Origin of the sequence: Caballeronia concitans, from assembly GCF_001544615.1 — a bacterium.
Classification (GTDB): Bacteria; Pseudomonadota; Gammaproteobacteria; order Burkholderiales; family Burkholderiaceae; genus Caballeronia; species Caballeronia concitans.
On the sequence record NZ_FCNV02000001.1, the window covers coordinates 1,084,244 to 1,110,402 of the forward strand.

18 protein-coding genes are annotated in these 26,159 nt (G+C 63.9%); 13 read left to right on the forward strand and 5 right to left on the reverse strand.

Translation table 11 applies throughout. The annotated features are described in order from the left end of the window. Positions 1-90: 90 nt before the first annotated feature. Entirely contained in the window at positions 91-1,026 is a 936-nt protein-coding gene (catA, locus tag AWB72_RS05085) for a catechol 1,2-dioxygenase (protein ID WP_040051919.1), read from the reverse strand. 175 nt (positions 1,027-1,201) lie between these two features. Between catA and AWB72_RS05090 the strand changes: the two genes are divergently transcribed. From AWB72_RS05090 to catC, 3 genes are all read left to right on the forward strand, one after another. Next, a complete protein-coding gene (locus AWB72_RS05090) occupies positions 1,202-2,125 on the forward strand; it encodes a LysR family transcriptional regulator (RefSeq protein ID WP_040051920.1) in 924 nt (307 codons plus the stop codon). A 103-nt stretch (positions 2,126-2,228) separates the two neighbouring features. Continuing rightward, complete coding sequence (locus AWB72_RS05095; protein WP_040051921.1) at positions 2,229-3,356, forward strand: muconate/chloromuconate family cycloisomerase; 1,128 nt, start codon at positions 2,229-2,231, stop codon at positions 3,354-3,356. A 64-nt stretch (positions 3,357-3,420) separates the two neighbouring features. Next, positions 3,421-3,699 carry a muconolactone Delta-isomerase gene (gene catC, locus AWB72_RS05100; protein ID WP_040051922.1) on the forward strand — a complete coding sequence of 93 codons (279 nt, stop codon included), beginning with the start codon at positions 3,421-3,423 and terminating at the stop codon, positions 3,697-3,699. Between the two features lie 21 nt (positions 3,700-3,720). Here catC and AWB72_RS05105 read toward each other — a convergent pair whose 3' ends face one another. Further along, on the reverse strand, positions 3,721-4,629 hold the full coding sequence (locus AWB72_RS05105; RefSeq protein ID WP_280174553.1) for a LysR family transcriptional regulator: 909 nt from the start codon (positions 4,627-4,629) through the stop codon (positions 3,721-3,723). A gap of 193 nt (positions 4,630-4,822) precedes the next feature. Here AWB72_RS05105 and AWB72_RS05110 point away from each other — a divergent pair, with 193 nt between their 5' ends. The 6 genes from AWB72_RS05110 (at position 4,823) to AWB72_RS05135 (ending at position 17,105) form a co-directional block, all read left to right on the forward strand. Further along, entirely contained in the window at positions 4,823-6,736 is a 1,914-nt protein-coding gene (locus tag AWB72_RS05110; RefSeq protein WP_040051924.1) for an alkyl/aryl-sulfatase, read from the forward strand. A 109-nt stretch (positions 6,737-6,845) separates the two neighbouring features. Continuing rightward, positions 6,846-10,682, forward strand: coding sequence for a LuxR C-terminal-related transcriptional regulator (locus AWB72_RS05115; RefSeq protein WP_040051925.1), 3,837 nt, complete (start codon positions 6,846-6,848; stop codon positions 10,680-10,682). Positions 10,683-10,821: 139 nt separating this feature from the next. Further along, positions 10,822-12,531 carry a long-chain-fatty-acid--CoA ligase gene (locus AWB72_RS05120; RefSeq protein ID WP_040051926.1) on the forward strand — a complete coding sequence of 570 codons (1,710 nt, stop codon included), beginning with the start codon at positions 10,822-10,824 and terminating at the stop codon, positions 12,529-12,531. A gap of 42 nt (positions 12,532-12,573) precedes the next feature. Then, complete coding sequence (locus AWB72_RS05125) at positions 12,574-14,004, forward strand: aldehyde dehydrogenase family protein (protein WP_040051927.1); 1,431 nt, start codon at positions 12,574-12,576, stop codon at positions 14,002-14,004. Between the two features lie 49 nt (positions 14,005-14,053). After that, positions 14,054-15,736 (forward strand): GMC family oxidoreductase, encoded by a 1,683-nt coding sequence (locus AWB72_RS05130; protein ID WP_040051928.1) that lies wholly within the window; start codon positions 14,054-14,056, stop codon positions 15,734-15,736. 55 nt (positions 15,737-15,791) lie between these two features. Further along, on the forward strand, positions 15,792-17,105 hold the full coding sequence (locus tag AWB72_RS05135; RefSeq protein ID WP_084593010.1) for an MFS transporter: 1,314 nt from the start codon (positions 15,792-15,794) through the stop codon (positions 17,103-17,105). A gap of 132 nt (positions 17,106-17,237) precedes the next feature. Here the strand turns inward: AWB72_RS05135 and AWB72_RS05140 are convergent, their stop codons facing one another. Further along, positions 17,238-18,368: a porin gene (locus AWB72_RS05140; protein ID WP_040048904.1), complete on the reverse strand. Its 1,131-nt coding sequence runs from the start codon at positions 18,366-18,368 to the stop codon at positions 17,238-17,240. Between the two features lie 353 nt (positions 18,369-18,721). Between AWB72_RS05140 and AWB72_RS05145 the strand changes: the two genes are divergently transcribed. Beyond that, positions 18,722-19,924 carry an acyl-CoA dehydrogenase gene (locus tag AWB72_RS05145; protein ID WP_040048903.1) on the forward strand — a complete coding sequence of 401 codons (1,203 nt, stop codon included), beginning with the start codon at positions 18,722-18,724 and terminating at the stop codon, positions 19,922-19,924. A gap of 14 nt (positions 19,925-19,938) precedes the next feature. Beyond that, positions 19,939-21,105, forward strand: a complete 1,167-nt coding sequence (locus tag AWB72_RS05150) for an acyl-CoA dehydrogenase family protein (RefSeq protein WP_040048902.1) — start codon at positions 19,939-19,941, stop codon at positions 21,103-21,105. A 264-nt stretch (positions 21,106-21,369) separates the two neighbouring features. On the opposite strand, the gene AWB72_RS05155 is transcribed toward AWB72_RS05150, so the two are convergent. Next, positions 21,370-22,611, reverse strand: a complete 1,242-nt coding sequence (locus tag AWB72_RS05155) for a CaiB/BaiF CoA transferase family protein (protein WP_052449708.1) — start codon at positions 22,609-22,611, stop codon at positions 21,370-21,372. 29 nt (positions 22,612-22,640) lie between these two features. Next, positions 22,641-23,807: an acyl-CoA dehydrogenase family protein gene (locus AWB72_RS05160; RefSeq protein ID WP_040048901.1), complete on the reverse strand. Its 1,167-nt coding sequence runs from the start codon at positions 23,805-23,807 to the stop codon at positions 22,641-22,643. A 299-nt stretch (positions 23,808-24,106) separates the two neighbouring features. Here AWB72_RS05160 and AWB72_RS05165 point away from each other — a divergent pair, with 299 nt between their 5' ends. Together AWB72_RS05165 and AWB72_RS05170 are read left to right on the forward strand one after the other, a co-directional pair. Next, entirely contained in the window at positions 24,107-25,135 is a 1,029-nt protein-coding gene (locus AWB72_RS05165) for a MaoC family dehydratase (protein ID WP_244285518.1), read from the forward strand. After that, positions 25,132-26,127, forward strand: coding sequence for an HpcH/HpaI aldolase/citrate lyase family protein (locus AWB72_RS05170; protein WP_040048946.1), 996 nt, complete (start codon positions 25,132-25,134; stop codon positions 26,125-26,127). Before AWB72_RS05165 ends, AWB72_RS05170 begins: the two co-directional genes overlap by 4 nt. Positions 26,128-26,159 lie beyond the last annotated feature (32 nt).

Below are 26,159 nucleotides of genomic sequence, written 5' to 3' on the forward strand. Positions count from 1 at the left end.
CCCTATGCCGGCCTGCAGCGAGGCCGGGCATCGGTTCAAAATAAAGTCGAAGGAGTCGGTGGCGGGCGCGTCGGTTGCCGCCTCGGGCTATTACGCCGTGACAGATACGCGCGGGCGATTGACGAGCTGGTTGTCCTTGCCTTCGACGAGCGGCGTCAGCGCGATGTCGAATTGAATCTCTTTATACGCATCGTCCTTGAGACCCAGCGCCGTGCCGCCGGTCTTCTCGATCACATGAGGCACGAGTTCCTCGCGGGTCGCATAGGCGAAGTCGTCCCAGATGAGCGGGTCGCCTTCGATGTTGATCTGCGTGGTCAGCTTGCGCGTGTTGTCGCTCGTGACGAAGAAGTGCACGTGCGCCGGGCGGTTGCCATGACGCGCCATCGCGTCGAGCAGCTGCTGCGTCGCGCCTTGCGGCGGGCAGCCATAACCCACGGGCATGAGCGTGCGGAACTCATACTTGCCGTCCGCGTCCGTTTTCACTGCGCCGCGAAGATTGAACTCGCTTTGCGTGCCGGTCGGGTCGAAGTGCGAATAAAAGCCCTTCGAATTGGCATGCCAGCATTCGACGACCGCGCCCGCCACGGGCTTGCGGTCCGGCCCGGTCACCGTGCCGCGGATGACGAGCGGTCCCGCGTTTTCGTCAGCGTCGATATCGATCTTCGTTACACCGTCGCGCAACGGCGCGCCAGCGACATACAACGGCCCTTCGATGGTGCGCGGCGTGCCGCCATGAATATCGGCTTCGCGGTCTTCGGCGTCCATCCGGATGTCGAGATACTTCTCCAGACCGAGGCCCGCAGCGAGCAGGGCCGCTTCGCCATCGCGTCCGAGCTTGTTGAAGTAGTTCACACCGGTCCAGATTTCATCGGGCGTCATGTCCAGGTCATCGATGGCCTTGAACAGGTCGCTCAACAAACGATGCGTGATCTGCTTGGCGCGAGCGTTGCCGTCGTCGCTGCCAAGGTTCGCGGCTGCCTTAAGAAGGTCCTGCACTTCCTTCGTATCGAACACTTTGACGTTCATCGTCTGCTCCTGACTCTCTATTCTTTGGTGGGGGTTAACCCTCGTTTCGGCCCGGTTCGAGTATGCTCAGAAGGTATAATCGGGCAGTGAAACTCGGTGTGAATGCAGAATAATTGACGGCAAATACCCCAGTCCAACACTGATTTAGTATTGGGCTATATCCAGGAGGTATCGAATGGAACTGCGACACCTTCGCTACTTCGTGGCGGTGGCCGAAGAGCGCAATTTCACGCGGGCGGCGCAGCGGCTTCACATCGCACAGCCGCCACTCAGCCGGCAGATACAGCAGCTCGAAGAAATTCTCGGCGTGCAACTCTTCGAAAGAAACTCACGTCCGCTGAAACTCACTGAAACGGGTAAGTTCTTTTACGCTCACGCGGTGCAATTACTCGCGCAGACATCCGAACTCGAATCGATGACACGGCGAGTCGGCAATATCGAGCGCAGCATGTCGGTAGGTTTCGTCGCATCGACGCTTTATGGGCTATTGCCGAAGATCATCCGCCGCTTTCGCGACGAGAATCCGACTGTCGAACTGAGCCTTCACGAGATGTCGACGACAGACCAGATAAGGGCGCTCAAGGACGGACGGATCGACGTGGGTTTCGGCCGTATCCGGCTCGAGGATTCAAACATCCGGCGCGTGGTCCTGAGAGAAGAAAAGATGATCGTTGCATTTCCTGCCGGTCATCCGCTCTCGATTGCCAAGCCCGTTTCGGCCTTGCGCGATCTCGTCAACGAAACGCTCATCATCTATCCGAAGACGCCGCGTCCGAGTTATGCGGACCAAGTCCTCGCCGCCTTTCAGGACCGGGGCCTGAAGCCGCGCAAGATTTATGAAGTGCGCGAGATTCAGATTGCGCTCGGGCTCGTCGCGGCGGGCGAGGGCATCTCTATCGTTCCAAGCAGCGTCTATGGCCTGAAGCGCGACGACGTGAGCTACAAGGAACTGGACGACCCGACGCTCGTGTCGCCGATCATCATGAGCATGCGTGCGATGGACGAATCGCGCGATATCAACGAAATGCTCGACCTGATTTACCGGCTATACGAGGAAGCGCAGATTCCTTTCGTCGCCCGCACCGGCAAGGGGCAATGAGCGACGATACCCCGGGGGTATGGCACTAGACGTCGATGGTCTTGGACAGGCGAATATTGCGCACGCAATACTTCATCAACCCATCCACTTCGTCATTTCAGGTATGAACCCTCAAATCATCTCCGTCGAAGCGATTCTGGTCGATCTTCCGACCATTCGCGCGCATCAGCTATCCATGGCGACGATGCAGCAGCAAACCATGGTCATCATCCGCTTGCGTTCGAGCGATGGCATCGAGGGCATCGGCGAAGCCACGACCATCGGCGGTCTTTCATATGGCGAAGAGAGTCCTGAAGGCATCAAGCTGACGATCGATACTTATCTCGCGCCGGCGCTCGTCGGAGAGGATGCGACGAACATCAACGCCTCGATGCTCAGGCTGAACAAGGTGGCGCGCGGTAACCGCTTCGCCAAGTCGGGCATCGAAACGGCGCTGCTGGATGCGCAGGGCAAACGTCTCGGCGTGCCGGTATCGACGCTGCTCGGCGGCGCGGTTCGCAAGACGCTTCCGGTTCTGTGGACGCTCGCGAGCGGCGATACGAACCGGGATATTGAGGAAGCCGAAATGTTATTGGCGGAGCGTCGTCACAATACGTTCAAGCTGAAGATCGGGCGACGCAGCGTTCGCGATGACGTCGCGCATGTGTCGAAGATCAAGGCTGCGCTGGGCGATCGCGCCAAGGTGACGGTGGACGTGAATCAGGCGTGGAACGAAGTCGATGCCGCGCTGGGTATCGAAGCGCTGGAAGCGGCGGGCATCGACCTCGTCGAGCAGCCGACGCCGCGCGAGCATCGCGGGGCGCTGGCGCGGCTGGCGGCGCGTTTCATCGTGCCGATCATGGCCGATGAGGGCGTCACCGGTCCCGAAGACGCGCTCGAACTCGTGCGTGGCGCGTGCGCCGATGTGTTCGCGCTGAAGATCGCCAAGTCCGGCGGCATCTACGGAATGATGCGCACGGCCGCTGTCGCCGATGCCGCCGGCGTGCTGCTCTACGGCGGCACGATGCTCGAAGGCAGCATCGGTTCCATCGCTTCGGCACACGGCTTCTGTGCGCTTCCGCAATTGGCCTGGGGAACGGAGTTGTTCGGTCCGCTATTGCTCAAGGACGACATCGTGACCGCGCGTCCTCAATATCGCGACTTCGATCTCCATATTCCGGAAGGCCCGGGACTCGGGCTCGAAATCGACGAAGAAAAGCTCGCTCTCTATCGGCGCGACAAGCGCGCCTGAGCGCGGCACCGAAATCATCCAGCATCTACGTGGCGCTTATTCGAGCGCCCTTTGAGGAGACGTCATGCTTTATCTCGTACGAATGGACGTGCGTTTGCCGCACGATATGCCGCCCGCGCAGGCCGAAGACATTAAAGCGCGCGAGAAGGCTTACTCTCAGCAATTGCAGCGGGAAGGGAAGTGGCAGCAGTTGCATCGCGTGGTCGGTGAATACGCCAACTACAGCGTCTTCGATGTCGACTCGCACGACGAACTGCACGACATTCTCTCGCGCCTGCCGTTGTTTCCTTACATGACGATGCAGGTCACGGCGCTTGCGCGTCATCCTTCGTCTATTCGCTAGGAGAGGCGCGGTCGCGTGCGCCTAGCTGAGCGCTTCGATCGTCGCGATCGCTTTTTCCGCAGCGGGCGACAGCGTTCGTTGCGCGAGATAGGCGATGGAATATTGCACGTTGAGATCGCGCATATCTTCGATGTGCAAGCGGACCAGCGCGCCCGTTTCCAGTTCGTACTTCAGCGCGCGGTCTGGCGCGATGAGCACGACGTCCTCGTGGATGGCAAGCTGAGTCAGCGCGCGAAAGTCGTTGCTTTCGACGCGCGAGGTCACGTCTTCGCCGGGGCGGCATCGAAGAAGCGTGCGCCACTGTTCGTGTGCCGCGACCGGTAGCGGCACCGAAGCGAGTCTTGCTTCGCGAACCTGCGCGAGGTCCACCGTATTCCCGCACAGCGGATGAAGCGGCCGCACGAAGAAGCCGACCGGTTCAGGCTTCAGCGGGCGCAGTGCCAGTTCAACGGTCAACGGCATCAAACGATTAGCAGTCAGAACGAAATCCAGCTGCTCCGATTGCAATGCCGCAAACAGCACTTCGCTGCAATTCACATCGGCGGCGACGCGCAGGTTCGGCCAGTCGCGCTGCATGACGCGAAGCACGTCCGACAGCAGAATGGCCGCTGGAAACGGGCCCATTCCGAACCGCACGCTGCCCATTTCATGTTGACGAAGAAGCTGCAGGTCGCGCTCCAGACAACTTGCCTCGAACAGGATGCGTCTTGCCCGCTCCAGCACCATCTGGCCGGTCGATGTCAGCGTCACTCCGCGCGCGCCGCGATCGAAGAGCGCCATGCCCACTTCCTCTTCGAGCGCCTGAATACTGCGGGTTAATGCGGGTTGCGTGAGATTGACGTTTCGTGCGGCGGCGGCAAGCGTTCCTTGCTCAACGACCGCCACTAAATGTTCCAGCCGCTTAAGGTTCACGATTAACCTTTTCTGCATATTTCGGATGAAAAACCTGCAATTGCATTATATGAGCCTTGGTTGTGAAATGTGGGTGGCCCACCCGCTTGGGTCTCGCAACATGCTGGTCGTTTGCTGCCTTGTTTTGACGTAGCCATGCGATGTATCCGGCATGCAGTCGCGTCGTCATCGCTCGCAACGAGTCATTCAATCAAGAGCCGGAACCTCAACGATGTCGCATCCACAAGATCTGTCAGCCGAGAAAGCCACCCTTGCGACCGTGGCGGCGCACAAGCAGGCCCTTCAGGATTTACCCTTAGAAGATCATCTCGACGAGGAGGAGGCAAGGCGAGGGTTTATCGGCACCGTGCCCGATGCAGAAGTTCGCGATGCATACGGTGCGCTAGTCTGGAGCGTGGCTGACTATCAGTTCCTCAGCGATCCCGTCGCGCCCGCGACCGCGCATCCCGCGCTTTGGCGTCAGGCGCGGCTCAATCTCATTCACGGCTTGTTCAAGGTCACCGATCGCATCTATCAGGTTCGCGGCTTCGACTTGTCGAACATGACGATCATCGAAGGCGACTCGGGCCTCATCATCATCGATCCGCTGACGTGTCGCGAGACGGCGAAGGCGGCGCTCGATCTGTATCTGAGTCATCGTCCGGGAAAACCCGTGGTCGCCGTCATCTATAGCCACAGTCACGCCGATCACTTCGGCGGTGTGAAGGGCGTGACGGACGAAGCCAGCGTGCGCAGCGGCAAGGTCGCCGTGATCGCGCCCGAAGGGTTCATGGAAGCGGCCATCTCGGAGAACGTGATGGCCGGCACGGTCATGTGGCGGCGCGCGCAGTTTCAGGGCGGATCGACCTTGCCGCGCAACGCCTGCTGTCAGATCGATGCGGGCCTCGGCAAGACCGGTCCGAGAGGCACCGTGACGCTGATCGAGCCTACGTGGCTTATCCGCGAGGAGACCGAAACGCATGTGATCGACGGCATCGAGATCGTGTTTCAGTTGACGCCGGAAAGCGAAGCGCCCGCCGAGATGCACTTCTTTTTCCCGCAACTGCGCGCATTGAACCTGGCCGAAAACGGCACGCGCACGTTGCACAATCTCTGCCCGCTGCGCGGCGCGCAAGTGCGTGACGCTCGACTGTGGTCGCGCTATCTGAACGATTCGCTGGAACGTTACGCGCCGCATGCCGATGTCGTGTTTGCCCAGCATCATTGGCCTACCTGGGGCAGGGCGCGCATCACGGCTTTCATCGAGCAGCAACGCGATCTCTACAAGTTCCTGCACGACCAGACCGTGCGGATGATGAATCACGGCCTCACGGGCGTCGAGATTGCGGAGCGCATGCGGCTGCCCGATAGTCTCCACGCCCAATGGCACGCGAGGGGCTATTACGGCACGGTCTCGCACAATGTCAAGGCCATTTACCAGTATTACCTCAGCTGGTACGACGGCAATCCGAGCAACCTGCATGCGTTGCCGCCGGAGATGTCGGGGCCGCGTTATGTCGAATACATGGGTGGTGCGCAGGCGATGATCGAGCGGGCGCGCGAGGACTACGAGCGCGGTGAGTATCGCTGGGTCGCGCAGGTGATGAATCACCTGATCTTCGCCGAGCCGCAGAACAAGGATGCGCGCGAACTGGGCGCGGCGGCGCTCGAACAGATGGGTTTCCAGGCCGAGTCGGCCACGTGGCGTAATGCTTTTCTGCTCGGCGCCCGCGAACTGCGGGAAGGCCGCGGACGTGCCGCCACGGTCAATTCCCGCAGCGCCGACATGGTCCGCGCAATCAGCGATTCCCTTTTCTTCGACTATCTCGCGATCCGCATCGATGGTTTGAAGGCGCAGCACATGCATAGCCGCATCGCGTGGAATTTCACCGATACGGGCAAGCGTTACGCGCTGACGCTTCAGCACGGCGCGTTGACCTGCTCCGAAGCGCCGCATGTCACGCCCTCGCATGTCACGGTGTCGATGTCCCGCGAACATCTCAACGAGATTCTGCTGGCGAAGACCACGTTTGCAGATGCCATCGCTCAAGGGCAAATCATGCTCGAAGGCGACAGCGAGCGCTTCACCTCTTTGCTGGGCATGCTCGACCGCTTCAACGGAGATTTCAACGTCGTCGAGCCGTGATCGTTGAGTGCGCCGGCACGCCGCGTGAAGTGGCGTGTCTTCGGCCGCAGCGGTATATCGATCCGGTCGGTTGGCATGATGCTTCGTAGTCCGTATATATGGAATGGTTATGCGCGTTGCTCCTCCCGTCGTTCTTACGTCCGTCGAGCGCGACGAACTCGTTGCGTTGATTGCTCCAGTCGACGGCAATTCCAAACTGGCCCAGCGTGCGCGCATCGTGCTGATGGCGGCGGACGGCGTGCAAAACAAGCGGATCGCGAGCGAACTGGGGATCGGTCGCGTGCAGGTGGCGCGATGGCGCGAGCGGTATGTGCGTTCGCGGCTCTCGGGCATCAAGGAAGAATTGCCGCGCGGTGCGCCGCCCGTCAGAGTGGACGTCGCGCGGCTCGTCGCACTGACCACCGACGCGCCCGGCACGGGCGGCAAGACATGGAGCACGCGTAAGCTCGCGGCGGAACTCGGCGTCAGTGCCGCGAGCGTGTCGCGGCACTGGCGCGCGACGGGCATTGCATCGCATGGGGGAAGCGCGCAGCGCAGCGATGGATTGCTCGACTTGTACGGGCAACGCGCGGCAATCGTCGGGCTCTATGTCGCGCCGCCCGAGCACGCACTCGTATTCGCGCTGGAATCCGTGGACGAATCGCCCATGCGAGCGCGCGAGGCAGTGCGACCCATCCACGCGTGGCAGCGCCATCTGGCGACATCGCTCATCACGTCGCTCAAAGGATTGATGAGCAACGCTTCCGGCATCAACATCGAAGTGCAGCGGCACGTGTCGTGGCTCGGCTTCTTAGGCGAACTCGAACGGAGCGTGCCGCCGGGAAAGGTCCTGCTCGTCGTCGCGGACAACCATCTTTCCCATCATCATCCGGCGGTTCAGCAGTGGCTTCGCGGCCACGAGCGCATCCAGGTCCGGCTCGCGCCCAACGCGGGCGCGTGGCTGCGCCTGCTGCAAGGCTATTTGCGCGATGCGCAGTCCGGGCTATGCGCAGGCGGCTTGCCCGAGCACGTTGCCGATGTGCTGTCGTTCATCGAGCGGCAACGCGGGTCGCAGGGTCATCACGTGTTTCATTGGTGCATGGGCGCGGATGCAGCGGGGGAGTCGCGCGCGATCGAGTGTGAAGATGACGCCCCGGCCGACGCCGAAGCGCCGCCGCTCGACACGGCGCACGAAGCCGCGCCCGCCGCCGATGGGCCATCCAGTGACGACATGCCGCTCGATCGCACCGTCCGCCCCGTTGCCAGCACCAAGCTGCTGCCGCCGCGCAGCACGCGTCGCCTGATGTCGCGGGACAGCTTCATGACGCGCCTGCTCGACGCGCGACGTCATCGTTGCATCGTCATTCAGGGGCAGGCAGGCAGCGGCAAGACCAGCACGATGATCGTATGGCGCAAGGCGCTGATCTCGCTGGGCTTCGACGTGAGCTGGCTGTCGCTTTCCAGCGAGGACAACGAGCCGGCCAGATTCTTCGACTGCCTGCTCGCGAGCATCGCCGAAGTCGATCCCGTCGTCGTGCGCGATGCGGCGCTTCTCGTGGCGCAAGCGGGCGGCGATACGGCGATCGAGCATTGGGTCATCACGCTCGTGCAGGCGCTCGCCAAGCGCCAGCGTCACATCATGCTGATGATCGACGATCTGCATCACGTCTCCGATCCGCGCATCTTCGAAGCCCTGCAATGGCTGCTCGACTATGCGCCGGCACAGTTGCATCTCGCGCTGTGTTCGCGCAGCGCGCTGCCGCTTTCCATGGAGCGGCTGCGTTCGCAACACGTGCTGAGCGAGTTCGACATGCGGGACCTGCGCTTCACCGAAGCGGAATCCGAACGCTATCTGCGCGAGCAACTCGGCAGCATCGACTCGCGCGACGCGGCGGCGCTCCATGCACTCACGGAAGGCTGGGTGGCCGGCCTGCAGCTCTTCGCGGTCGATCTGCGCACGCGCCAGGGAAGCGACTATCCGGTGGTGAAGGTGCACGATCCGCGCACGTTCGCGAGCTATTTCGAATGCGAAGTGCTCACGCGGCTCGCAACGGACGATCTCGACATGCTGACGCGCGTGGCCGTGTGTCATCGCTTCAATGCGCCGCTTTGCGCGAGCGTGATCGGGCAGGGCGCGGATATGTCGCGCATCAGGGCGCGGCTCGTGCAGCTCGAAGCCGACAATCTTTTCATTACCGAAGTGGGCAGTCACGATCGCGAGACGTGGTATCGCATTCATCCGTTGCTGCGCGAAACGCTTCTCACGCGGCTGGCGGAACACGATGCCGAAGCGTTGCGCGACTCGCACGCGGTGGCGTGGCGCTGGTTCGAATCGCATGGTCAGATCGACAGTGCGGTGTTCCATGCCGTGAAGGCCGGCGATCCCGCTGCCGCCGCCGCCATGGTCGAGCGATGCGCGCAGGCGCTCTTGGCGCAGGGCGAACTGAACCAGTTGTCCGGCCTGCTGCGGATGCTGCCGCTCGAGTTCGTGCAGAAAGGCTTCGCGCTGCATATCGCGATGGCTTACCTCCATCTCTACTCGCGCAACTTCAAGGCGCTTGGGCGAAGCCTCGAACAGCTGGAAGCATCCGCCGATGCGCTCGACCAGCGGCAGCGCTACACGCTGTGCCTGCTGCGAGCCGGTCTCGCGCTCCAGCAGGACGACACCGATGCCCTCGTCGCCATGCTGCCGGAACTGCGCGCCATCCCCGAAGACGCTGACGATTTCGCCTGGAACGGCCGCAGCAACGTGCTTTCATGGCTGCACATGTCGCGCGGCGAATACGACGAAGCGCGCGCCGTGCTCGACGACATGGGCCGGCACGCGGGCGCGCCGCGCAGCAGTCTGCTCGGGCGTTGCATGGGCGCACTCAGTTTGTCGATGGAAGGGCGCATCAAGGAGGCGGAAAAGATCATTCGCGGCGTGCTGCACGAGTCGGAGCGGCAGGGGCCGCCGTATGTGGGCGTGTCGTGCATGGCGGCAAGCCTTCTCGCCGATACGCTCTACGAGCTCAACGACTTCGAGGCGGCGTGCCAGCTGCTGGAATCGCGCATCGGCATGCTCGAACGGGTGTCGTTGCCGGAGATCGTATTGCGTGCGTTCACGGTGCTGTCGAACGCGCACTGGGCGGCGGGGCGGCGCGCGCAAGCCTGTTCGTGGCTGGATCGGCTCGAAGCCTATGCCGGCCGCTACGGACTCGATCGCGTGCTCGCGGAAACCCTCGTTCTGCGCTTGCGCCGGCATCTGGAACAAGTGGAAACCGAACGGGCCAATACCGTGCTCGAACGCCTCGCCGTGCTCGAAATGCGTTACGCCGACTCGGGACCGGACATGGCGGCGCGCATCCGCTTCGCCGCTGCTCGCGCGTGCGTCGAAATGTGCCTGCACACCGGCGACTATGCGGGTCTCGCGAGCCGTCTCGAAGCGCTGATCGCGACGGCGGAGGCGAGCGGGCGACGGCTTCTTTCCACGACGCTGAGACTGCAGCTTGCCGTCGCGCAACACGGAACCGGCAACGAACAGGCTGCGGCCAAGGCGTTCGGCCAGGCCATCCGGCAGGGGCATGCGCTCGGCCTCATGCGCACGCTGCTCGACGCGGCGGCGGGCGCACCGGGCAGCTTTGCCGCGCTGGCCAGCCAGTCCATCGCCGATCCCGTCCTCGCGTTCTACGCGGAACGCCTGCTGTCGGCGGCGGAAGCGCGCGCGGCGATCGCGTCGGTTGCCCGCCCGTCCACAGCCGCGTTGCCCGTCGATGCCCTGAGCGAACGCGAACGCGAAATTCTCGCGTTGCTCGCGCAGGCCATGTCGAACAAGAAGATCGCGACGGTGCTCAACGTGTCGGCGGAAACGGTGAAATGGCATCTGAAGAACATTTATCTGAAGCTCGGCGTGGGCGGACGAGGCGGCGCGGCCGCGCGCTTCCGCGATCTCAGCGCGCGCGACGCCGGTACGCACGAGTCCGCGTGAGACACGCCGCATGACGGGGCGAAACATATGGATAAGTCCCGTCGCTGCGCCCCCCGCGCCGGGGAGTGGAGTGTCAAAGGCGCGCAGTGATGATTCGATGAACGGGACGCCGTCCCGCCCAACCTTGCGACCCACCTCCATGGCGCGACTGACCCGACACTATGCTCATTGGCCTCCGGGGGTGCCTCACACCCTGGAAGCGCCCGAATGCAATCTCTTCGACTTTCTGGCAGCCAGCGCCGCGCGGTGCCCAGAGAAGACCGCCATCGACTATTACGGCGCGCAGATGAGCTACCGCACGCTACTCGACGCCGTGCTCAAACTCGCGGGCTACATGCAGCAGCGCCTGTCCGTGCGTCGCGGCGAGCGTGTGGTGCTGCTCATGCAGAACTGTCCGCAATTCGCCATCGCGTACTACGCGGTGTTGCGTTGCGGCGCGGTCGTGGTTCCCGCGAATCCCATGTGCACGCCCGCCGAGGTCGCCTATTACGTGGCGGACTCCGGCGCTCGCGTGGCGGTCACCACGCAGGACATGCTGCCGCGTCTCACGCCGCTGCTCGATAACGGCGCGCTCGCCGGATGTCTCGTCGGCGCGTGCTCGGAGTTCGCCGGCCAACCGCGCGACGTGCCGTTCATGGAGATTCCCGCGTTCGTGCGCGAGCCGCGTCAACGCTTCACGCATCCGGGCGTGCACGAATTCGCCGGCGCGCTGGCCGCGGGCATCGCGCCGACGCCGCTCGTCGATACGGCGGGGCTGGCGGTCATCGGCTATACGTCCGGCACGACCGGCGAACCGAAGGGCGCGATGCTCAGCCATCGCGCGTTCTCGTATGTGGTCAGCCAGCGCGTGCTGTGGTTCTCCGACAATCCCGATAGCAGCGACCTGATCACCCTGCCCGTGAATCACGTGGCGGGCATGTGCGCGCTCAATCAGGCGCTGGTTCAGGCGCGGACCATGGTGATGCTCGCGCGCTGGGACGCGGCGGCCGTGCCGCGTTTGATCGAGCACCATCGCATCGGTTGCTGGGCGGCGGTCACGCCGATGCTCGTCGAACTGCTCGGACGCCCGGAACTGGCCCAGCACGACGTGTCGTCGCTCAGGCGGCTCTACGGCGGCGCCACCGCGATGCCCGAAGCCGTGGCGCGTCAGGTCGAGCAACGCCTGGGCGTGCCGTACATCGAGTGCTACGGCATGACCGAAACCTGCGGCAGCACGCACATGAATCCGCCGCAAGCGCCGCGTCTGCAGTGCGCGGGCATCCCGCAAGTCAACGTCGATGCCCGTGTGATCGATCCCGACAGCGGCGTCGAGCTCGGCGTCGATCAACCCGGCGAACTGGTAATGCACTGTCCCACGCAATTCGACGGCTACTGGGGACGGCCCGAGGCGAGCGCGGGCGCGTTCATCGAGATCGAGGGAAAGCGCTTCGTGCGCAGCGGCGACATCGGTCATTACGACGAAGACGGCTACTTCTACATCACCGACCGGCTCAAGCGGATGATCAACGCGTCCGGGCTGAAGGTATGGCCGGCGGAAATCGAATCGCGGTTGCACGGGCATCCGGCAGTACAGGAGGCGTGCGTGATCGCGGCCCACGACGCGCGCCGGGGCGAGACGGTCAAGGCGCTCGTGGTGCTGCGCGAGGATGCGCGCGGCACGCTCACGCCCGACGCGCTGATCGAATGGGCGCGCGGCTGCATGGCTGCGTACAAGGTGCCGCGCGAGATCGAGTTCGTGCAGAGCCTGCCGCGCTCGGCCGCCGGCAAGCTGCTGTGGCGCATGGTGCAGGACCAGCAGAATCAGATCGATAGCAAAACGAATCAGGTAGCACAGACAGAGGACCGGTGAAACGCCGATCGGCGCGCCAGGTTCCATCGACAGGAGACGGAAGTGAAGCAATTGAACACGTTCTACATCGACGGCTCGTGGGTCGAGCCCTCGGTGCCCGCGACATTCGTCGATATCGTCGATCCCTCCACGGAGACCGTCATCGGCAAGCTCGCGATGGGCGGTCCGCACGACGTCGATCGTGCGGTGGCCGCCGCGCGCAAGGCGTTTCCCGAATGGTCGCGCACGAGCCGGCAGACGCGGCTCGCATTGCTCGAGCGCGTCGTGCAATGCTACAAGGCGCGCATGGCGGACCTTGCCGCCGCCGTGACCGACGAAATGGGCGCGCCGTCGTGGCTGAGCCGCGACCTGCATGTGCCGGCCGGACTCGGACAGATCGCGACGACCATCGACGCGTTGAGGGACTTTCCCTTCGAGACGCAACGGGGCGCGACGCGTATCGTGCGCGAGCCTGTCGGCGTTGCCGCGCTGATCACGCCGTGGAACTGGCCGCTCAATCAGATCGCGGCGAAAGTAGCGCCCGCGCTGGCGGCGGGTTGCACGGTGGTGTTGAAGCCATCCGAAGCCGCGCCGCTCGACGCGCATCTGTTCGCCGAGATTCTTCACGAGGCGGGCGTGCCGCGCGGCGTCTTCAACATGATTTATGGCGATGGCGAACGCGTCGGCGCAGCACTGTCCGCACATCCAGGCGTCGATATGGTGTCGATCACCGGCTCCACGCGCGCGGGCGTCGCGGTCGCGATGAGCGCGGCGCCGACCGTCAAGCGCGTCGCGCAGGAGCTGGGCGGCAAGTCTCCGTATCTCATCCTCGACGACGCGGACCTCGCGTCGGCCGTCGCGACCGGCGTGACCAGCTGCATGATGAACTCGGGGCAAACCTGCATCGCGCCGACGCGCATGCTCGTGCCGCGGCAACACTATGCGGCGGCGGTGGAGATCGCGGCTGCCACGGCGTCCGCGCTGACCGTCGGCCATCCGCGCGATGCCGCGAGCAAGCTCGGGCCGCTCGCCAATCGCGCGCAGTTCGACCGCGTGCAGCAGATGATCGCGACGGGCGTACGCGAAGGGGCGCGGATCGTCGCGGGCGGTCCGGGCCGTCCCGATGGCCTCACGCATGGCTACTACGCCCGGCCGACCGTCTTCGCGGACGTCGGCTACGACATGACCATCGCGCGCGAAGAAATCTTCGGTCCGGTTCTCGTGATGCTTCCCTACGACGACGAATTGCACGGTATCTCCGTTGCCAACGATACCGACTACGGCCTCGCAGCCTACGTCTGGTCCGCCGACGCCGCGCGCGCGCAACGCGTGGCGGGCGAACTGCGGGCCGGCGCGGTGATGATCAACGGCGCGCGCATGGACCTGAGTGCGCCGTTCGGCGGGTACAAGCGCTCGGGCAACGGGCGCGAGTTCGGCGAATACGGCATCGCGGAATTTCTCGAGTTCAAGTCGGTGGTCGCTGGCGCGCGCTGAAAGGCGCCGCGAATGAATACAGTTCGCGCTACAGAATAAGGATTGCGAAATGAGTCATGACGGGAAGAACAATCACAACGCGTCGAACGTGACGGAGTTCGACTATATCGTCGTCGGAGCGGGGTCGGCGGGGTGCGCCGTGGCAAGCCGGCTCGCCGAAGATGACGGCGTGACGGTGGCATTGCTCGAGGCGGGACCGAACGATCACCATTACACGGTATGGACGCCCATCGGCATCGCGAAGACGGCGGGGCGCCAGGGGCTGCGCAACTACGGCTACTACTCGGAGCCGCAGAGCGGCATGGACGGCCGATGCTCGTGGCAGCCGCGCGGACGGGGCCTCGGCGGGTCGTCGTCGATCAACGCGATGGTGTATATCCGCGGTCATCGTCACGATTACGACCACTGGGCCAAGCTCGGCTGCGACGGCTGGAGTTACGCGGATGTGTTGCCGTACTTCCGGCGCAGCGAGTGCAACGAGCGTTATGAAGGCCGCGACGACAATCCGTGGCACGGCGGTTCCGGGCCGCTCTACGTGAGCGATCTGCGCAGCCCGAATCCCTATTCGCGACGTTTCCTGCAAGCCGCGCAGCAGGCGGGCGTCCGGCCGAACAACGACTTCAACGGCGAGCGGCAGGAAGGCGTCGGGCTCTTTCAGGTCACGCAGCACAACGGCGAACGCTGGAATGCCGCGCGCGCCTATCTGCATCGGGGCAACGCGCACGACTTGAACCTGAACGGAGGCCGCAAGGGATTGTCGGTGCTGACCGATACGCAAGTGCTGCGCATCGACTTCGAAGGTCGTCGCGCGGTCGGCGTGACCGTCGTGCGCGCGGGCGTGGAGCATACGCTGCGCGCCCGGCGCGAAGTGATCGTCAGCGGCGGAACCTACAATTCTCCGCAATTGCTCATGGCCTCGGGCGTCGGACCGGCCGAGCACTTGCGCAGCCTCGGCATCGACATCGTGCACGATCTGCCGGGCGTGGGCGAGAACCTGCACGATCATCCGGACATCGTCATCAATAAACAGGTCGATTCGATCGACCTGTTCGGCTATTCGGCGCGCGGTTTCGTGCGCATGTTCAGCGAGGTGATGCGTTACCGGCGTCATCGGACGGGCATGGTGGCGTCGAACATCGCGGAGGCGGGCGCGTTCGTGCGCAGCCGCCCCGAGCTTGCCGCGCCGGATCTGCAACTGCACTTCGCGGCGGCGATGGTCGGCGACCGCGGCAAGGGCAGCAAGCCGAAGCACGGTTATTCGTGTCACGCGTGCGTCTTGCGGCCGCATAGCCGGGGCCATGTCAGACTGAAGTCGGCCGACATGCGCGAAGCGCCGCTGATCGACCCGCGTCTGCTCTCCGACGAGCGCGATCTCGAAGGTCTCGTCACCGGCGTCAAGCTGATTCGCCGCATCTTCGCGCAACCCGCGCTCGCGAGCGAAGGCGGGCGCGAGCTTGCGACGGAAGCCTTCGGCGACGACAACGCCAACGACGAGGCCATTCGCGAGTTCGTCCGGGCGAAGGCGGACACGGTGTTTCACCCGGTCGGCACCTGCCGCATGGGCACCGACGACATGGCGGTGGTCGATCCGCAACTTCGCGTGCGCGGCGTCGAGGGGCTGCGTGTCGTGGATGCGTCGATCATGCCCACGGTGCCGGCCGGCAACACGAACGCTCCAGCCATCATGGTGGGCGAAAAAGCTGCTTCCATGATCCGAAGCGCCAACAGATGAAAGCTCGCCCGCACGCGCGCCGCGCGCGTGCGCAACGCGACTCAACGGAGACAATATGAGCACCACATACGAGCCCTTCAAAGCATGGCGCGTCGCATTGCTGATGCTGGCGTTTCTGATGGTCAACTTCTTCGACAAGGTGGTCATCGGCTTATTGGCCGTGCCCATCATGGACGAACTCCACATGACGCCGATGCAGTTCGGCATCGTCAGCAGCAGCTTCTTCTGGCTGTTCGCGGCGGGCGGCATCGGCGGCGGCTTTCTTGCGAACCGCTTCTCCGCGCGCACGCTCGCCTTGCTGATGGCGCTTGCCTGGTCGCTGTGCCAGTTGCCGCTGGTCGTTTCGACGTCGATGGCGGTGTTCATCGTGGCGCGCGTCGCGCTCGGATTGACGGAGGGGCCCGCTTATCCCGTCGCCGTGCATGCCGTCTACAAATGGTTTCCGCCCAGCAAGCGGATTCTGCCCGTGTCGCTCTTCGTGGCGGGCGGCAGCCTCGGCCTGCTGGGCGCAGGCGTGCTGGTGCCGCTCGTGACCCGGCATTGGGGCTGGCGGACGAACTTCATCATGATGTGCATCATCGGCGTGATCTGGTCGATTATCTGGATGGCGTTCGGCAAGGAAGGCCGCCTCGATGAAGCCGCCACTTCGACCGGCTCGCAGGCGACCGTGCCGTATCGCCGCCTGCTTTCGGATCGAACCGTGCTCGGCAGCATGCTGCTGCAGTTCGCGTCGTACTGGGGCGTCGCGCTCGGCTTCACGTGGTTGCCCGTGTACTTCCAAAAGGGCTTGTCTTACGACGCCGTCGCCTCGGGACGCTACTACGCTCTCGTGATGGCGGCGGCCGTGCCGGTATCGCTCGGCCTGTCATTCTTCGCGCAGCGCATGATCGCGCGCGGCGTGCGGTCGCGCATCTCGCGTGGCTGGTTCACCGCCGCGTGTCTCTTCACGTCGGGTGTCGGTTTCATGAGCGTGCTCGACGGTCACATGCCGCTGGGCCTGCGTCTCGGCATTCTGATCGTGACCTTCGGCTGCACGCCGATTGCCTATGGACTGTGCCCGGCGATGCTCGCCGAAGTAACGCCCGCGCCGCAACGAGCCGCGATTCTGGCGATCGGCAATTCGGTGGCGTCGCTGGCCGGCGTCATCGCGCCCGTGGTGATGGGCCGGCTCGTGCAGAACATAGCCGGCGCGTCCGGCTATGAAGCGGGATTCGCGGTATGCGGCGCGCTGGGCGTGGCGGGGAGCGTCATCGGCGCCATGCTCATTCATCCGGAGCGCACCATGAAGCGTCTGCGGGTGGGGCCGTTCCACGCCGAGCTTTCGACGGGCGAGTCTCCCGCGACTGCGACGGCTGCAAGGGCAAGCTGAGTCTCTGCGCAGTTCATCGGCGCGGCAAAGGTGCAATCTCAAGCGCCTTTGCCGCGCATCTCTTTGGCCGGTAAAAGAAACGGGCGTCGCCTCTTGTGAAGGCGACGCCCGTTGTGTCTTGTGGCTCGACGGTTAGAACGAATGCCGGACGCCCAGCAGCACCGCGATGGTCGCCTTGTCCGGCGCGACGAGCTGACCGTACGTCACCGGCACGCGCATCGTGCCCATGTTGTTCACGCCGCCCAAATCCGCATAGAAGACGGTCCGCTTCGACACGCTATAGTCGGCGGCCACCACCCACGTGATCGACTTGTTCGACGAGTTGTTCTTGTCCCTCAGGTAATAGACGCCGCTCGTCACGTCGAAGGCCGGCGTGAAGCGATATCCCGCACCGAGCGACCAGAGGTCGTAGTTCACGAGATTCGAACGCGCGGGGCTTCGGCCATTGCTGTACGAGCCCGATACCGAGAAGCCGCTGAACGTGTATTTCGCACCGAAGTACAGTTGCCGGTTGTTGTCGACACCGGTGGGCGCGGCAGGCGCAACGGGCGACGGGTTCGTGTCATGCGCGTCGTAGAAGGCTGCTGCGAGATCGAGGCCGTAGTTCTGATACGTGAGCACGGCCGATTCGCGCTGATTGGCCGGGAAGCTGCCCGCGACACCGCCGGGCGCATATTCGAGCGCGAGCTGCGCGCCCGCGATGCGGGGCGTCCGGTAGATGAGCGCGTTGCTGTCGAAGAGCGCGCCGATCGGCACATTCGTGCTGGCGCCCGACCATCCCGCCTGGAAGTTCATGCCCGCCCACGCAGTCAGCACGCTGCCAAAGTATTGCGCGTGACGAACGTCGGTATCGACCATCGCGATGGCAATGGGTGCGATCTGACGGCCGACGTCGAACGAACCGAACGGCCCCGACACGCCGACGCGCGCGATCTGGTTGAAGAGCGCGACGGTGCCCGCCGTATCGGGCAGGCCCATCGCGCCGGTGCCGGTATTGAACGCGCTTTGCAGCTTGAAGTTGAGGCGATAGCCGCCGCCCAGGTCTTCGGTTCCCAGCAAACCCCAGAAGCTGGAATAGATGCCTCCGTCCTTGTAGCGGAACACGGACCCCGTATTGGCCGCCCTCGGCGCAAGCGTCGCGGCAGAGGTGTTTTGATAAAGCAAGCCCGCATCGAGTGCGCCGAACAGCGTGACCGAGCTTTGCGCGTGTGCTCCTGTTGCCATGACTGCGAGTGCAGCGGCAGCGACCAACCTCAACTTCATAGCGTCTCCTGTCTGTGTATCCGGTCGCCTGCGAGGCGGCCGTTTATGTAGCGTCCGCCGAACGGGCAACGCTCCGCTTGGTCCGGACATAGATAAGGTGCAGCGCAAAGCGCAATTTGATGCCCCCCAACGTTGGGGGGCGCGCACGCATCGGCCATAAGCACTGTTGTGCATGCACGGACACCTTTGACCGGCACCATCGCGGGTCGGTACGCCACGGCGATGTTCACTACCTGGCGACGCTTATGAACCCCCAGCGGTGGGGGGCTTTTCGATCGAAGCGCTCCCGTACGATCCATCAAACTGGACAGGCGCTTATGCATCGCGTTTGCCGTTATTCTGGAGAGCTACGCATGGATTTTCGATCGGATCCGGGCCTCAGTGCATTCCGCGAAGAGGTACGCGATTTTCTGCACAAGCATTTGCCGTCCGACTTGCCGCGCCGGCGGGACGGCGTGCGTTCGCCGCGCGAAGAGCTGAGACAGTGGCAACGCATTCTGCACGAATACGGATGGGGCGCGCCGTATTGGGCGAAAGAACATGGCGGCACGGGCTGGAGCGTGCCTCAGTGTCTCGTGTTCGATGAAGAGTGCTCCGCAGCGGGTACGCCTTCGCAGGACACGTTCGCGCAAAGGCTGGTCGGTCCGGTGCTCAATCATTTCGCGACGCCCGAGCAGAAGGCCGAACATGTGACGCCCATTCTTCGTGGCGAGCGCATCTGGTGCCAGGGCTTTTCCGAACCCGGCTCCGGGTCCGATCTCGCGTCGCTGCGGACGCAGGCCGTGCGTGACGGCGACCACTACGTGGTGAACGGACAGAAGATCTGGACGAGCTACGGTCACGAAGCGGACTGGATCTTCCTGCTCGTGCGCACGGATACGTCCGTCAAGAAGCAGGCCGGCATCAGCTTCCTGCTCGTCGATATGAAATCGCCGGGCATCACGGTGCGGCCGATCATCAGCATCGACGGTCGTCATCATCTAAACGAAACGTTCTTCGACAACGTCCGTGTGCCGGTGGGCAACCGCATCGGCGCGGAGGGCGACGGCTGGAGGCTCACGAAGTTCCTGCTCAACAACGAACATGCATCGACGGCCGATCTGCCGTCGCTGAAGCGCTTCCAGCGCAAGCTGCGCACGCTCGCGCGCGAAACCCGTTTCGGCGATGCGCCGCTCATCGAACGCAGCGATGTAGCGTTGCGGCTCGCCGGCCTCGACGCCGAGTTGCAGGCCATCACCGTGCTCGTGCAGCGCGTCGCCGCGCTGGAAAAAGACCATAGCCCCGCCACGCATGCGCTCGGCTCCATCCTCAAGGTTCGCGGCACGGAATTGCAGCAGAAGATGAGCGCGTTCCTCGTCGAGTGTCTGGGCGATCACGGCGCGGTCGCATGGACCGGTGCGCGGGGCGAGGGCGTCGGCGCGCTGCCGGCGGGATTGCTGCAGGAAGAAGCGCAGGGCATCGCCGCCGAAATGTTCTTCCGTCGCGCGACCACCATCTACGGCGGAACGAGCGAAGTACAGCGCGGCATTGTCGCGAAGATGATGTTTCAGTTCTGAGGATATTGGCCGACATGAATTTCAATCTGAATGACGAGCAGCAGTTGCTCCAGGACAGCGTGCGCCGTTTCATCGACAAGGCCTACGCATTCGAAACGCGCAACGCGATTGTGAAGACGGCGCGGGGCGGCAACGCCGAAAACTGGCGCACGTTCGCGGACAACGGCTGGCTTGCCGCCGCGCTGCCGGAAGCATACGGCGGACTGGGCGGCACGCTGCTCGATACGGCGCTGATCACGCAGCAGTTCGGGCGCGCGCTCGTCGTCGAGCCGTATCTGGGCTGCGCGGTGCTCGCCGCTCAGACGCTCGTGGCCGCGGCAGGACCGGCGGTGATGGACACGTTGCTGCCCGCGCTTGCCGACGGTTCGCAACGCGTGGCGCTCGCGTACAGCGAAGCGTCGTCGCGTGGCGATCCCGCGATCGTGCAGACGACGGCGACACGCGGCAAGGACGGCTATCGCATCGAAGGCACGAAGACGCTCGTGCTCGGCGCGGCCGATGCCGACTGGTTCATCGTGTCGGCGCGCGTGGCGGATAGCGCTGACGTCGACGACGGCATTTCGCTCTTTCTGCTGCGCGCCGGATCGCCGGGGCTGACGCAACAGCCGCTTCCATTGCACGACGGCACGCATGCGGCCGAACTGACGTTCGCGCAAGTGGCCGTGCCTGCGAGCGCGCTGTTGGGCGAGCGCGGCGCGGGTCTTCGGGCGTTGCGGCATGGCTTGTCGCACGGCATCACCGCACTGTGCGCCGAACTGGTCGGCGCGATGGAGCGGGCTATCGAAATCACGGCGGAATATCTGAAGGTGCGCAAGCAGTTCGGCGTGGCGATCGGCAGCTTTCAGTCGCTGCAACATCGCATGGCGGATATGGCGGCGGAACTCGAACTATCGCGTTCGATGCTGTACGCGATGCTCGCTGCGTTCGAGGGCGAATGCGAAAAGACGCAGCGGCTCACGGTATCGCAAGGCAAGGCGTTCATCGGACGCGCGGCGAAGTGGGTCTGCGGGCAGGCCATTCAGTTGCACGGCGGCATCGGCATGACCGAGGAATACGCTGTCGGCCATTATTTCAAGCGGGCGATCGTCGCCGATATTCTGTTCGGCACCAGCGATCAGCACGAAGCAGCGAACGCGGCCGCGCTTCAGGAAGCGTTGCGCGCGGAAAGTGAAGCGGTTTGATGCGGTATGTCCGTGCTCGTGGCGCTGCCGTCGGGCACGGAAATGAAGCGAGCGGTGCGGAGCTTCTACTAAAGCCTTTCGGCGCGATGGAGACCAACATGATCGTGGCGGCTTCTGCCTTCGGATTGCCGACCACGACCAATTGCCGATTCAGCCTCAATGACCCGCAGAAGCAACAACGCGCATGGAACCAGTCAGTCCATGCGCGTTTTTCTTTTTATGGAGTCAAGGCGTGGCTCATTGCCGGAAGCAATGAGCTGCATGTCACCGAACCGCGCCCGTTTCCCGAAGATGCCCGATCGAAGATACATCGTAGCCGGCTGCGAGAAGAACCTCGTCGGTATGCTCGCCGAGCATCGGCGCGCGACGATAAACGCCGCCCGGCGTGCTGCCCATCTTGATCGGTACGCCGGCGATCTTGACGCGCTTCGCCGATCCAGGCTGCTCCACATCCACGAGCATGTCGCGCACGCGATAGTGCGAGTCGTCGAAAATCTCCGCCGACGTGTAGACGGGACCGAACGGCACGCGTCCGCCGAAGCATTCGGCAAGCTCGGCCTTCGTCCGCACCGATGTGAACGCTTCGACGATCTCCACCACGAGCGGCGTGTGCTTCACGCGCGCGGCGTTCGTGGCGAAGCGGGGATCGTCGATCAGTTCGGGCCGGCCGATCGCATTCGCGAACTTCTCCCAGAAGCCGTCGTGCGCGACGGCAATCGACGCCCAGCCATCGCGCGCCCGAAAGAGCCCGAACGGGCAGAGCAGCGGATGGCGATTCCCTTCCGGCGCCGGCACGACACCCGTGTACGACGTCTGATAGACGATGCGCTCGCACATGGCCAGCACGCAATCCGTCATGGCGACATCGACGAACTGACCTTCACCGGTCTCGCGCGCCCGCAGCACGGCGGCCAGCAAGCCGATGCAGAGCATCAGCGCGGGCACGGTATCACCCACGCCGGGGCCGATCTTCATCGGCGTTTCGCTGTCCGGGCCGGTGATGCCCATCATGCCGCCCATCGCCTGCGAGACGACATCGTAGGCGGGCCAGTCCGCGTAGGGGCTTTCGCCGCTGCGTGGATCGCCGAATCCGCGAACCGCGCCGTAGACGAGCCGGGGATTGACTTCGCGCAGCGCTTCCCACGCGAGGCCGAGCCGTTCCATGACGCCCGAGCGAAAGTTCTCGACGACGATGTCCGCGCCTTCGATCAGCTTGCGCACAACAGCAAGCCCTTGCGGCGTCTTCAGGTCCACGGCGACCGATCGCTTGTTGCGATTCACGCTCTGAAAATAGCCGCCATATTGACGCAGCGTGTCGTCGTCGCAATAAGGGCCGTTGGCGCGCGTGCCGTCGCCGCTCAGTCCTTCTATCTTGATGACGTCGGCGCCGTGATCGGCAAGAATCTGCGTGCAGAAAGGACCGGCCAGCATTTGCGTGAGATCGATCACGCGTATGCCCTTGAGGGCGCCGCCGCAACGCGCCGCGTCGGTCGAAATGCGCTCCATGTGCTTCTCCAATGGCTTGCGAAGGATGATTACGCGGCGAGCTTGCCGAGCAGGGCGTCGGAGATGATGCGCATCTGGATCTCGGATGTGCCTTCGAAGATCTTCGTGAGCCGCGCGTCGCGCCAGTAGCGTTCGGCGGCGAAGTGCGTCGTGTAGCCGGCGCCGCCGTGAATCTGCAAGCCTTCGCTCGTCACGCGCTCGGACATTTCGCTCGCGAAGAGCTTCACCATGGCGGCTTCGGTGTCGCAGCGCCTGCCGTCATCGATCTGTTCGCACACGGAATACAACAGCGCGCGCGATGCCTCGATCTGCGTCGCCATGTCCGCGAGCTTGAAGCGGATGGCCTGGAAATGGCCGATGGGCGAGCCGAACTGCGCACGATCGCGTGCGTAGGCGAGCGAGTCTTCGAGACTGCCCTGCGCGAGGCCGATCGAACGTGCAGCGGTGTGGGCGCGCGCGGTTTCGAGGCCCGCCGTCGCGATATAGAACGCCTTGCCTTCTTCGCCGACCATGCTGGACGCGGGCACGCGGCAGCCGTCGAACGCGAGTTCCCACGTCGTCCAGCCGTGATAGCCGATCTTCGGAATCGGGCTGCCCTTGACGTTCGCGGGCAATTCGCCGCGCGGCTTTTCGACCATGAACGCGGAAAGCCCGCGATGACGCGCTTTCGGATCGACCTCGGGATTGGTGCGCGCGATCACGAGGATGAAATCGGCTTCGTCGGCGAACGTGCACCAGTACTTGTTGCCCGTGATGACCCATTCGTCGCCATCGCGCACGGCGCGACAGGAAATGTTGGCGACGTCCGAGCCGGCGTTCGGCTCCGAAAGCGAGAACGCGCCGAGATATTCGCCGCGCGCCATGCGGGGCAGATATTCCGCTTTCTTTTCCGGCGAAAGGCTTTTGAGCGCGCCGATCAAACCGTTGCCCCGCGCGATCAGGCTCGCCACGCTCATCCAGCCGCGCGCAAGCTGTTCGGCGACGAGGCAGTATTCGTAAGCGCCGAGACCCAGCCCGCCGTATTCCTCCGGAATGAGGATGCCGAAGTAACCCAGCTCGGCCATTTCATCGATCAGTTCACGAGGAATCGTGCCTTTCTCGGGATCGAGCTTGTTGGCGAGCGGCAGCACGCGTTCCATCGTGAACTGGCGCGCGGCTTCCTGAATCATGCGTCGTTCATCGGTGAGTCTTTGCATCGGGGTCTCCTTGAAGATCGGGTCGTGTGGCAGAGCGCATGTGCGCACGCATATGTGCGGACATAGTAGCAGCGTGAATCGCGGGCGTTTCAACAAATTCGGGGGGGTGTTAAGTGCATAAAAGTGCTTAAAAATAGCCACCTTTCTGGAAATGACGCAAGCCCCTAAAACGATTGACGAAGCAAATCGTTTTGGACACTATGTACGGACATATGGCCGATCAACGGAAGGCTGTTCGAACAGGAGGACGAGTGACGAAAGACAGGAATGGCAACTTTTTCGAGGACTTCCGCGTCGGCATGAAGCTACGCCATGCCACGCCGCGCACGCTCACTGAAGGCGACCGAAGTCTCTACATCGGCCTGACGGGAAGCCGGGCGGTGCTCGCCACGGCCGAGACCAACGCGCGTCGGCTCGGTCTGCATGCCCGTCCGCTGGAAGATCTGCTGGTGTTCAACACGGCGTTTGGCAAGACCGTGCCGGATGTATCGCTCAATGCGGTAGCGAACCTGGGCTATGCCGACGTGCGTTTTCTCGCGCCGGTCTTTCCGGGCGACACGCTCGCCGTCGAAAGCGATGTGATCGGTCTGAAGGAGAACACGAGCCGCAAGAGCGGGATCGTCTATGTGCGATCCACGGCCAGGAATCAGCACGGCGCGGACGTGCTGACGTGGATACGCTGGGTCATGGTCCACAAGCGCGATGCGCAAGCGCCTTGCGCCGAAGCCGTCGTGCCGCCACTGGAGGCGGTGGTTTCGCCCGACCGGCTGCCGCGTCACGACTTCGGCGCGGCGGTGAGCAACGTCACCGCGCTGACCGGCGTCATGGATCTTTGGGACGACTACGAAGTGGGCGAGCGCATCGACCATCCCGGCGCGATGGCCGTGAACGACAGCGATCACAGCATCGCGACGCGGCTCTATCAAAACACCGCGAAGGCGCACTTCGACGCGCGCGCGGCATCGGCGGGCGGCGGTCGGCGTCTCGTCTACGGCGGCCACGTGATGTCGCTCTGCAAGGCGCTCGCTTACGACGGCCTCGAAAACGCGCTGACGATGCTCGCGATCAACGCGGGCAGCCACGTCAATCCCACGTTCGCGGGCGACACGCTCGTCTGCGCGACGACGGTCATCGACAAGTTCGATCTCGGCGACAACGCGGTCGGCGGCCTGCGCCTGCGCATGATCGGCGCGAAGAACGTAGATGCCGCATCGATCGTCTTTCCCGATGCACGAGCCGGCCGTCCGGTTCACGCCCCCGACGTGGTGCTGGACCTCGATTACACGATCGCTATACCGAAGAAATCCGCCACATGGAGCAACCGATGAGCCTCAACACGCATCCCGAAAGCGCGCTGTTTTCCGGCGAAAAGCCGTTTCCCGTCCTGCCCGCGTGCGAGCACTTCGCCGGCAGCGAGAAACTGATTGGCAAGGCGCTCGATCTTCAGCGCGAATACGGCCCGGTCTTCGACATCACCTGTGACTGCGAGGATGGCGCGGCGGCAGGGCAAGAACGCGAGCATGCGCAGATGGTCGCGCGCATGCTTCGCTCGGAGCGCAACCGGTTCGGCCGCGCGGGCGCGCGCATCCACGATCCGTCGCACCCTGCGTGGCGGCAGGACGTGGACATCATCGTGGGCGAGGCAGGGGATCGTGTCGCCTACATCACGATTCCGAAAGCGACGCAGGCTTCGCAGGTCGCCGACGTCATCGATCATGTTCAGCAGGTCGCGCGGCGAAGCGGCGTCGATCGCGCGGTGCCGGTTCACGTGTTGATCGAAACGCACGGCGCGCTGCGCGATGTCTTCGAGATCGCCGCGTTGCCGCATATCGAAGTACTGGACTTCGGCCTGATGGATTTCGTGAGCGGGCACCACGGCGCGATTCCCGCCTCCGCGATGCGCAGCCCCGGCCAGTTCGAGCATGCGCTTCTGGCGCGCGCGAAAGCGGACGTGGTGGCTGCGGCGCTCGCGAACGGCATCGTGCCGGCGCATAACGTCTGTCTGAATCTGAAGGATGCGGACGTGATCGCCGCCGACGCGAGCCGCGCCCGCAACCAGTTCGGCTTCTTGCGCATGTGGAGCATTTATCCGGCGCAGATTCAGCCGATCGTCAATGCGATGCGGCCGGACTTCGAGGAAGTGGAAGACGCGGCGGCGATTCTCGTCGCGGCGCAGGATGCCGCGTGGGGGCCGATCCAGTACAAGGGCGAGCTGCACGATCGCGCGACGTATCGCTATTTCTGGAGCGTGCTGGAGAAGGCGAAGGTGACCGGCATGCCGCTTCCGTCGGAAGCCGAGCGGCGATTCTTCGCGGGCTAGCGTCGGCGATCAAAGGGACGCGATGCCGTTCT

What these genes read in the sequence shown, in the direction of transcription:
- AWB72_RS05140 (WP_040048904.1), bottom strand. Translation starts at nt 18,368, where the DNA reads ATGAAGTTGAGGTTGGTCGCTGCCGCTGCACTCGCAGTCATGGCAACA.
- AWB72_RS05115 (WP_040051925.1), top strand. Translation starts at nt 6,846, where the DNA reads ATGCGCGTTGCTCCTCCCGTCGTTCTTACGTCCGTCGAGCGCGACGAA.
- catA (WP_040051919.1), bottom strand. Translation starts at nt 1,026, where the DNA reads ATGAACGTCAAAGTGTTCGATACGAAGGAAGTGCAGGACCTTCTTAAG.
- AWB72_RS05160 (WP_040048901.1), bottom strand. Translation starts at nt 23,807, where the DNA reads ATGCAAAGACTCACCGATGAACGACGCATGATTCAGGAAGCCGCGCGC.
- AWB72_RS05130 (WP_040051928.1), top strand. Translation starts at nt 14,054, where the DNA reads ATGAGTCATGACGGGAAGAACAATCACAACGCGTCGAACGTGACGGAG.
- AWB72_RS05120 (WP_040051926.1), top strand. Translation starts at nt 10,822, where the DNA reads ATGGCGCGACTGACCCGACACTATGCTCATTGGCCTCCGGGGGTGCCT.
- AWB72_RS05095 (WP_040051921.1), top strand. Translation starts at nt 2,229, where the DNA reads ATGAACCCTCAAATCATCTCCGTCGAAGCGATTCTGGTCGATCTTCCG.
- AWB72_RS05165 (WP_244285518.1), top strand. Translation starts at nt 24,107, where the DNA reads ATGAAGCTACGCCATGCCACGCCGCGCACGCTCACTGAAGGCGACCGA.
- AWB72_RS05110 (WP_040051924.1), top strand. Translation starts at nt 4,823, where the DNA reads ATGTCGCATCCACAAGATCTGTCAGCCGAGAAAGCCACCCTTGCGACC.
- AWB72_RS05155 (WP_052449708.1), bottom strand. Translation starts at nt 22,611, where the DNA reads ATGGAGCGCATTTCGACCGACGCGGCGCGTTGCGGCGGCGCCCTCAAG.
- AWB72_RS05145 (WP_040048903.1), top strand. Translation starts at nt 18,722, where the DNA reads ATGGATTTTCGATCGGATCCGGGCCTCAGTGCATTCCGCGAAGAGGTA.
- AWB72_RS05170 (WP_040048946.1), top strand. Translation starts at nt 25,132, where the DNA reads ATGAGCCTCAACACGCATCCCGAAAGCGCGCTGTTTTCCGGCGAAAAG.
- AWB72_RS05150 (WP_040048902.1), top strand. Translation starts at nt 19,939, where the DNA reads ATGAATTTCAATCTGAATGACGAGCAGCAGTTGCTCCAGGACAGCGTG.
- AWB72_RS05105 (WP_280174553.1), bottom strand. Translation starts at nt 4,629, where the DNA reads ATGCAGAAAAGGTTAATCGTGAACCTTAAGCGGCTGGAACATTTAGTG.
- catC (WP_040051922.1), top strand. Translation starts at nt 3,421, where the DNA reads ATGCTTTATCTCGTACGAATGGACGTGCGTTTGCCGCACGATATGCCG.
- AWB72_RS05135 (WP_084593010.1), top strand. Translation starts at nt 15,792, where the DNA reads ATGAGCACCACATACGAGCCCTTCAAAGCATGGCGCGTCGCATTGCTG.
- AWB72_RS05090 (WP_040051920.1), top strand. Translation starts at nt 1,202, where the DNA reads ATGGAACTGCGACACCTTCGCTACTTCGTGGCGGTGGCCGAAGAGCGC.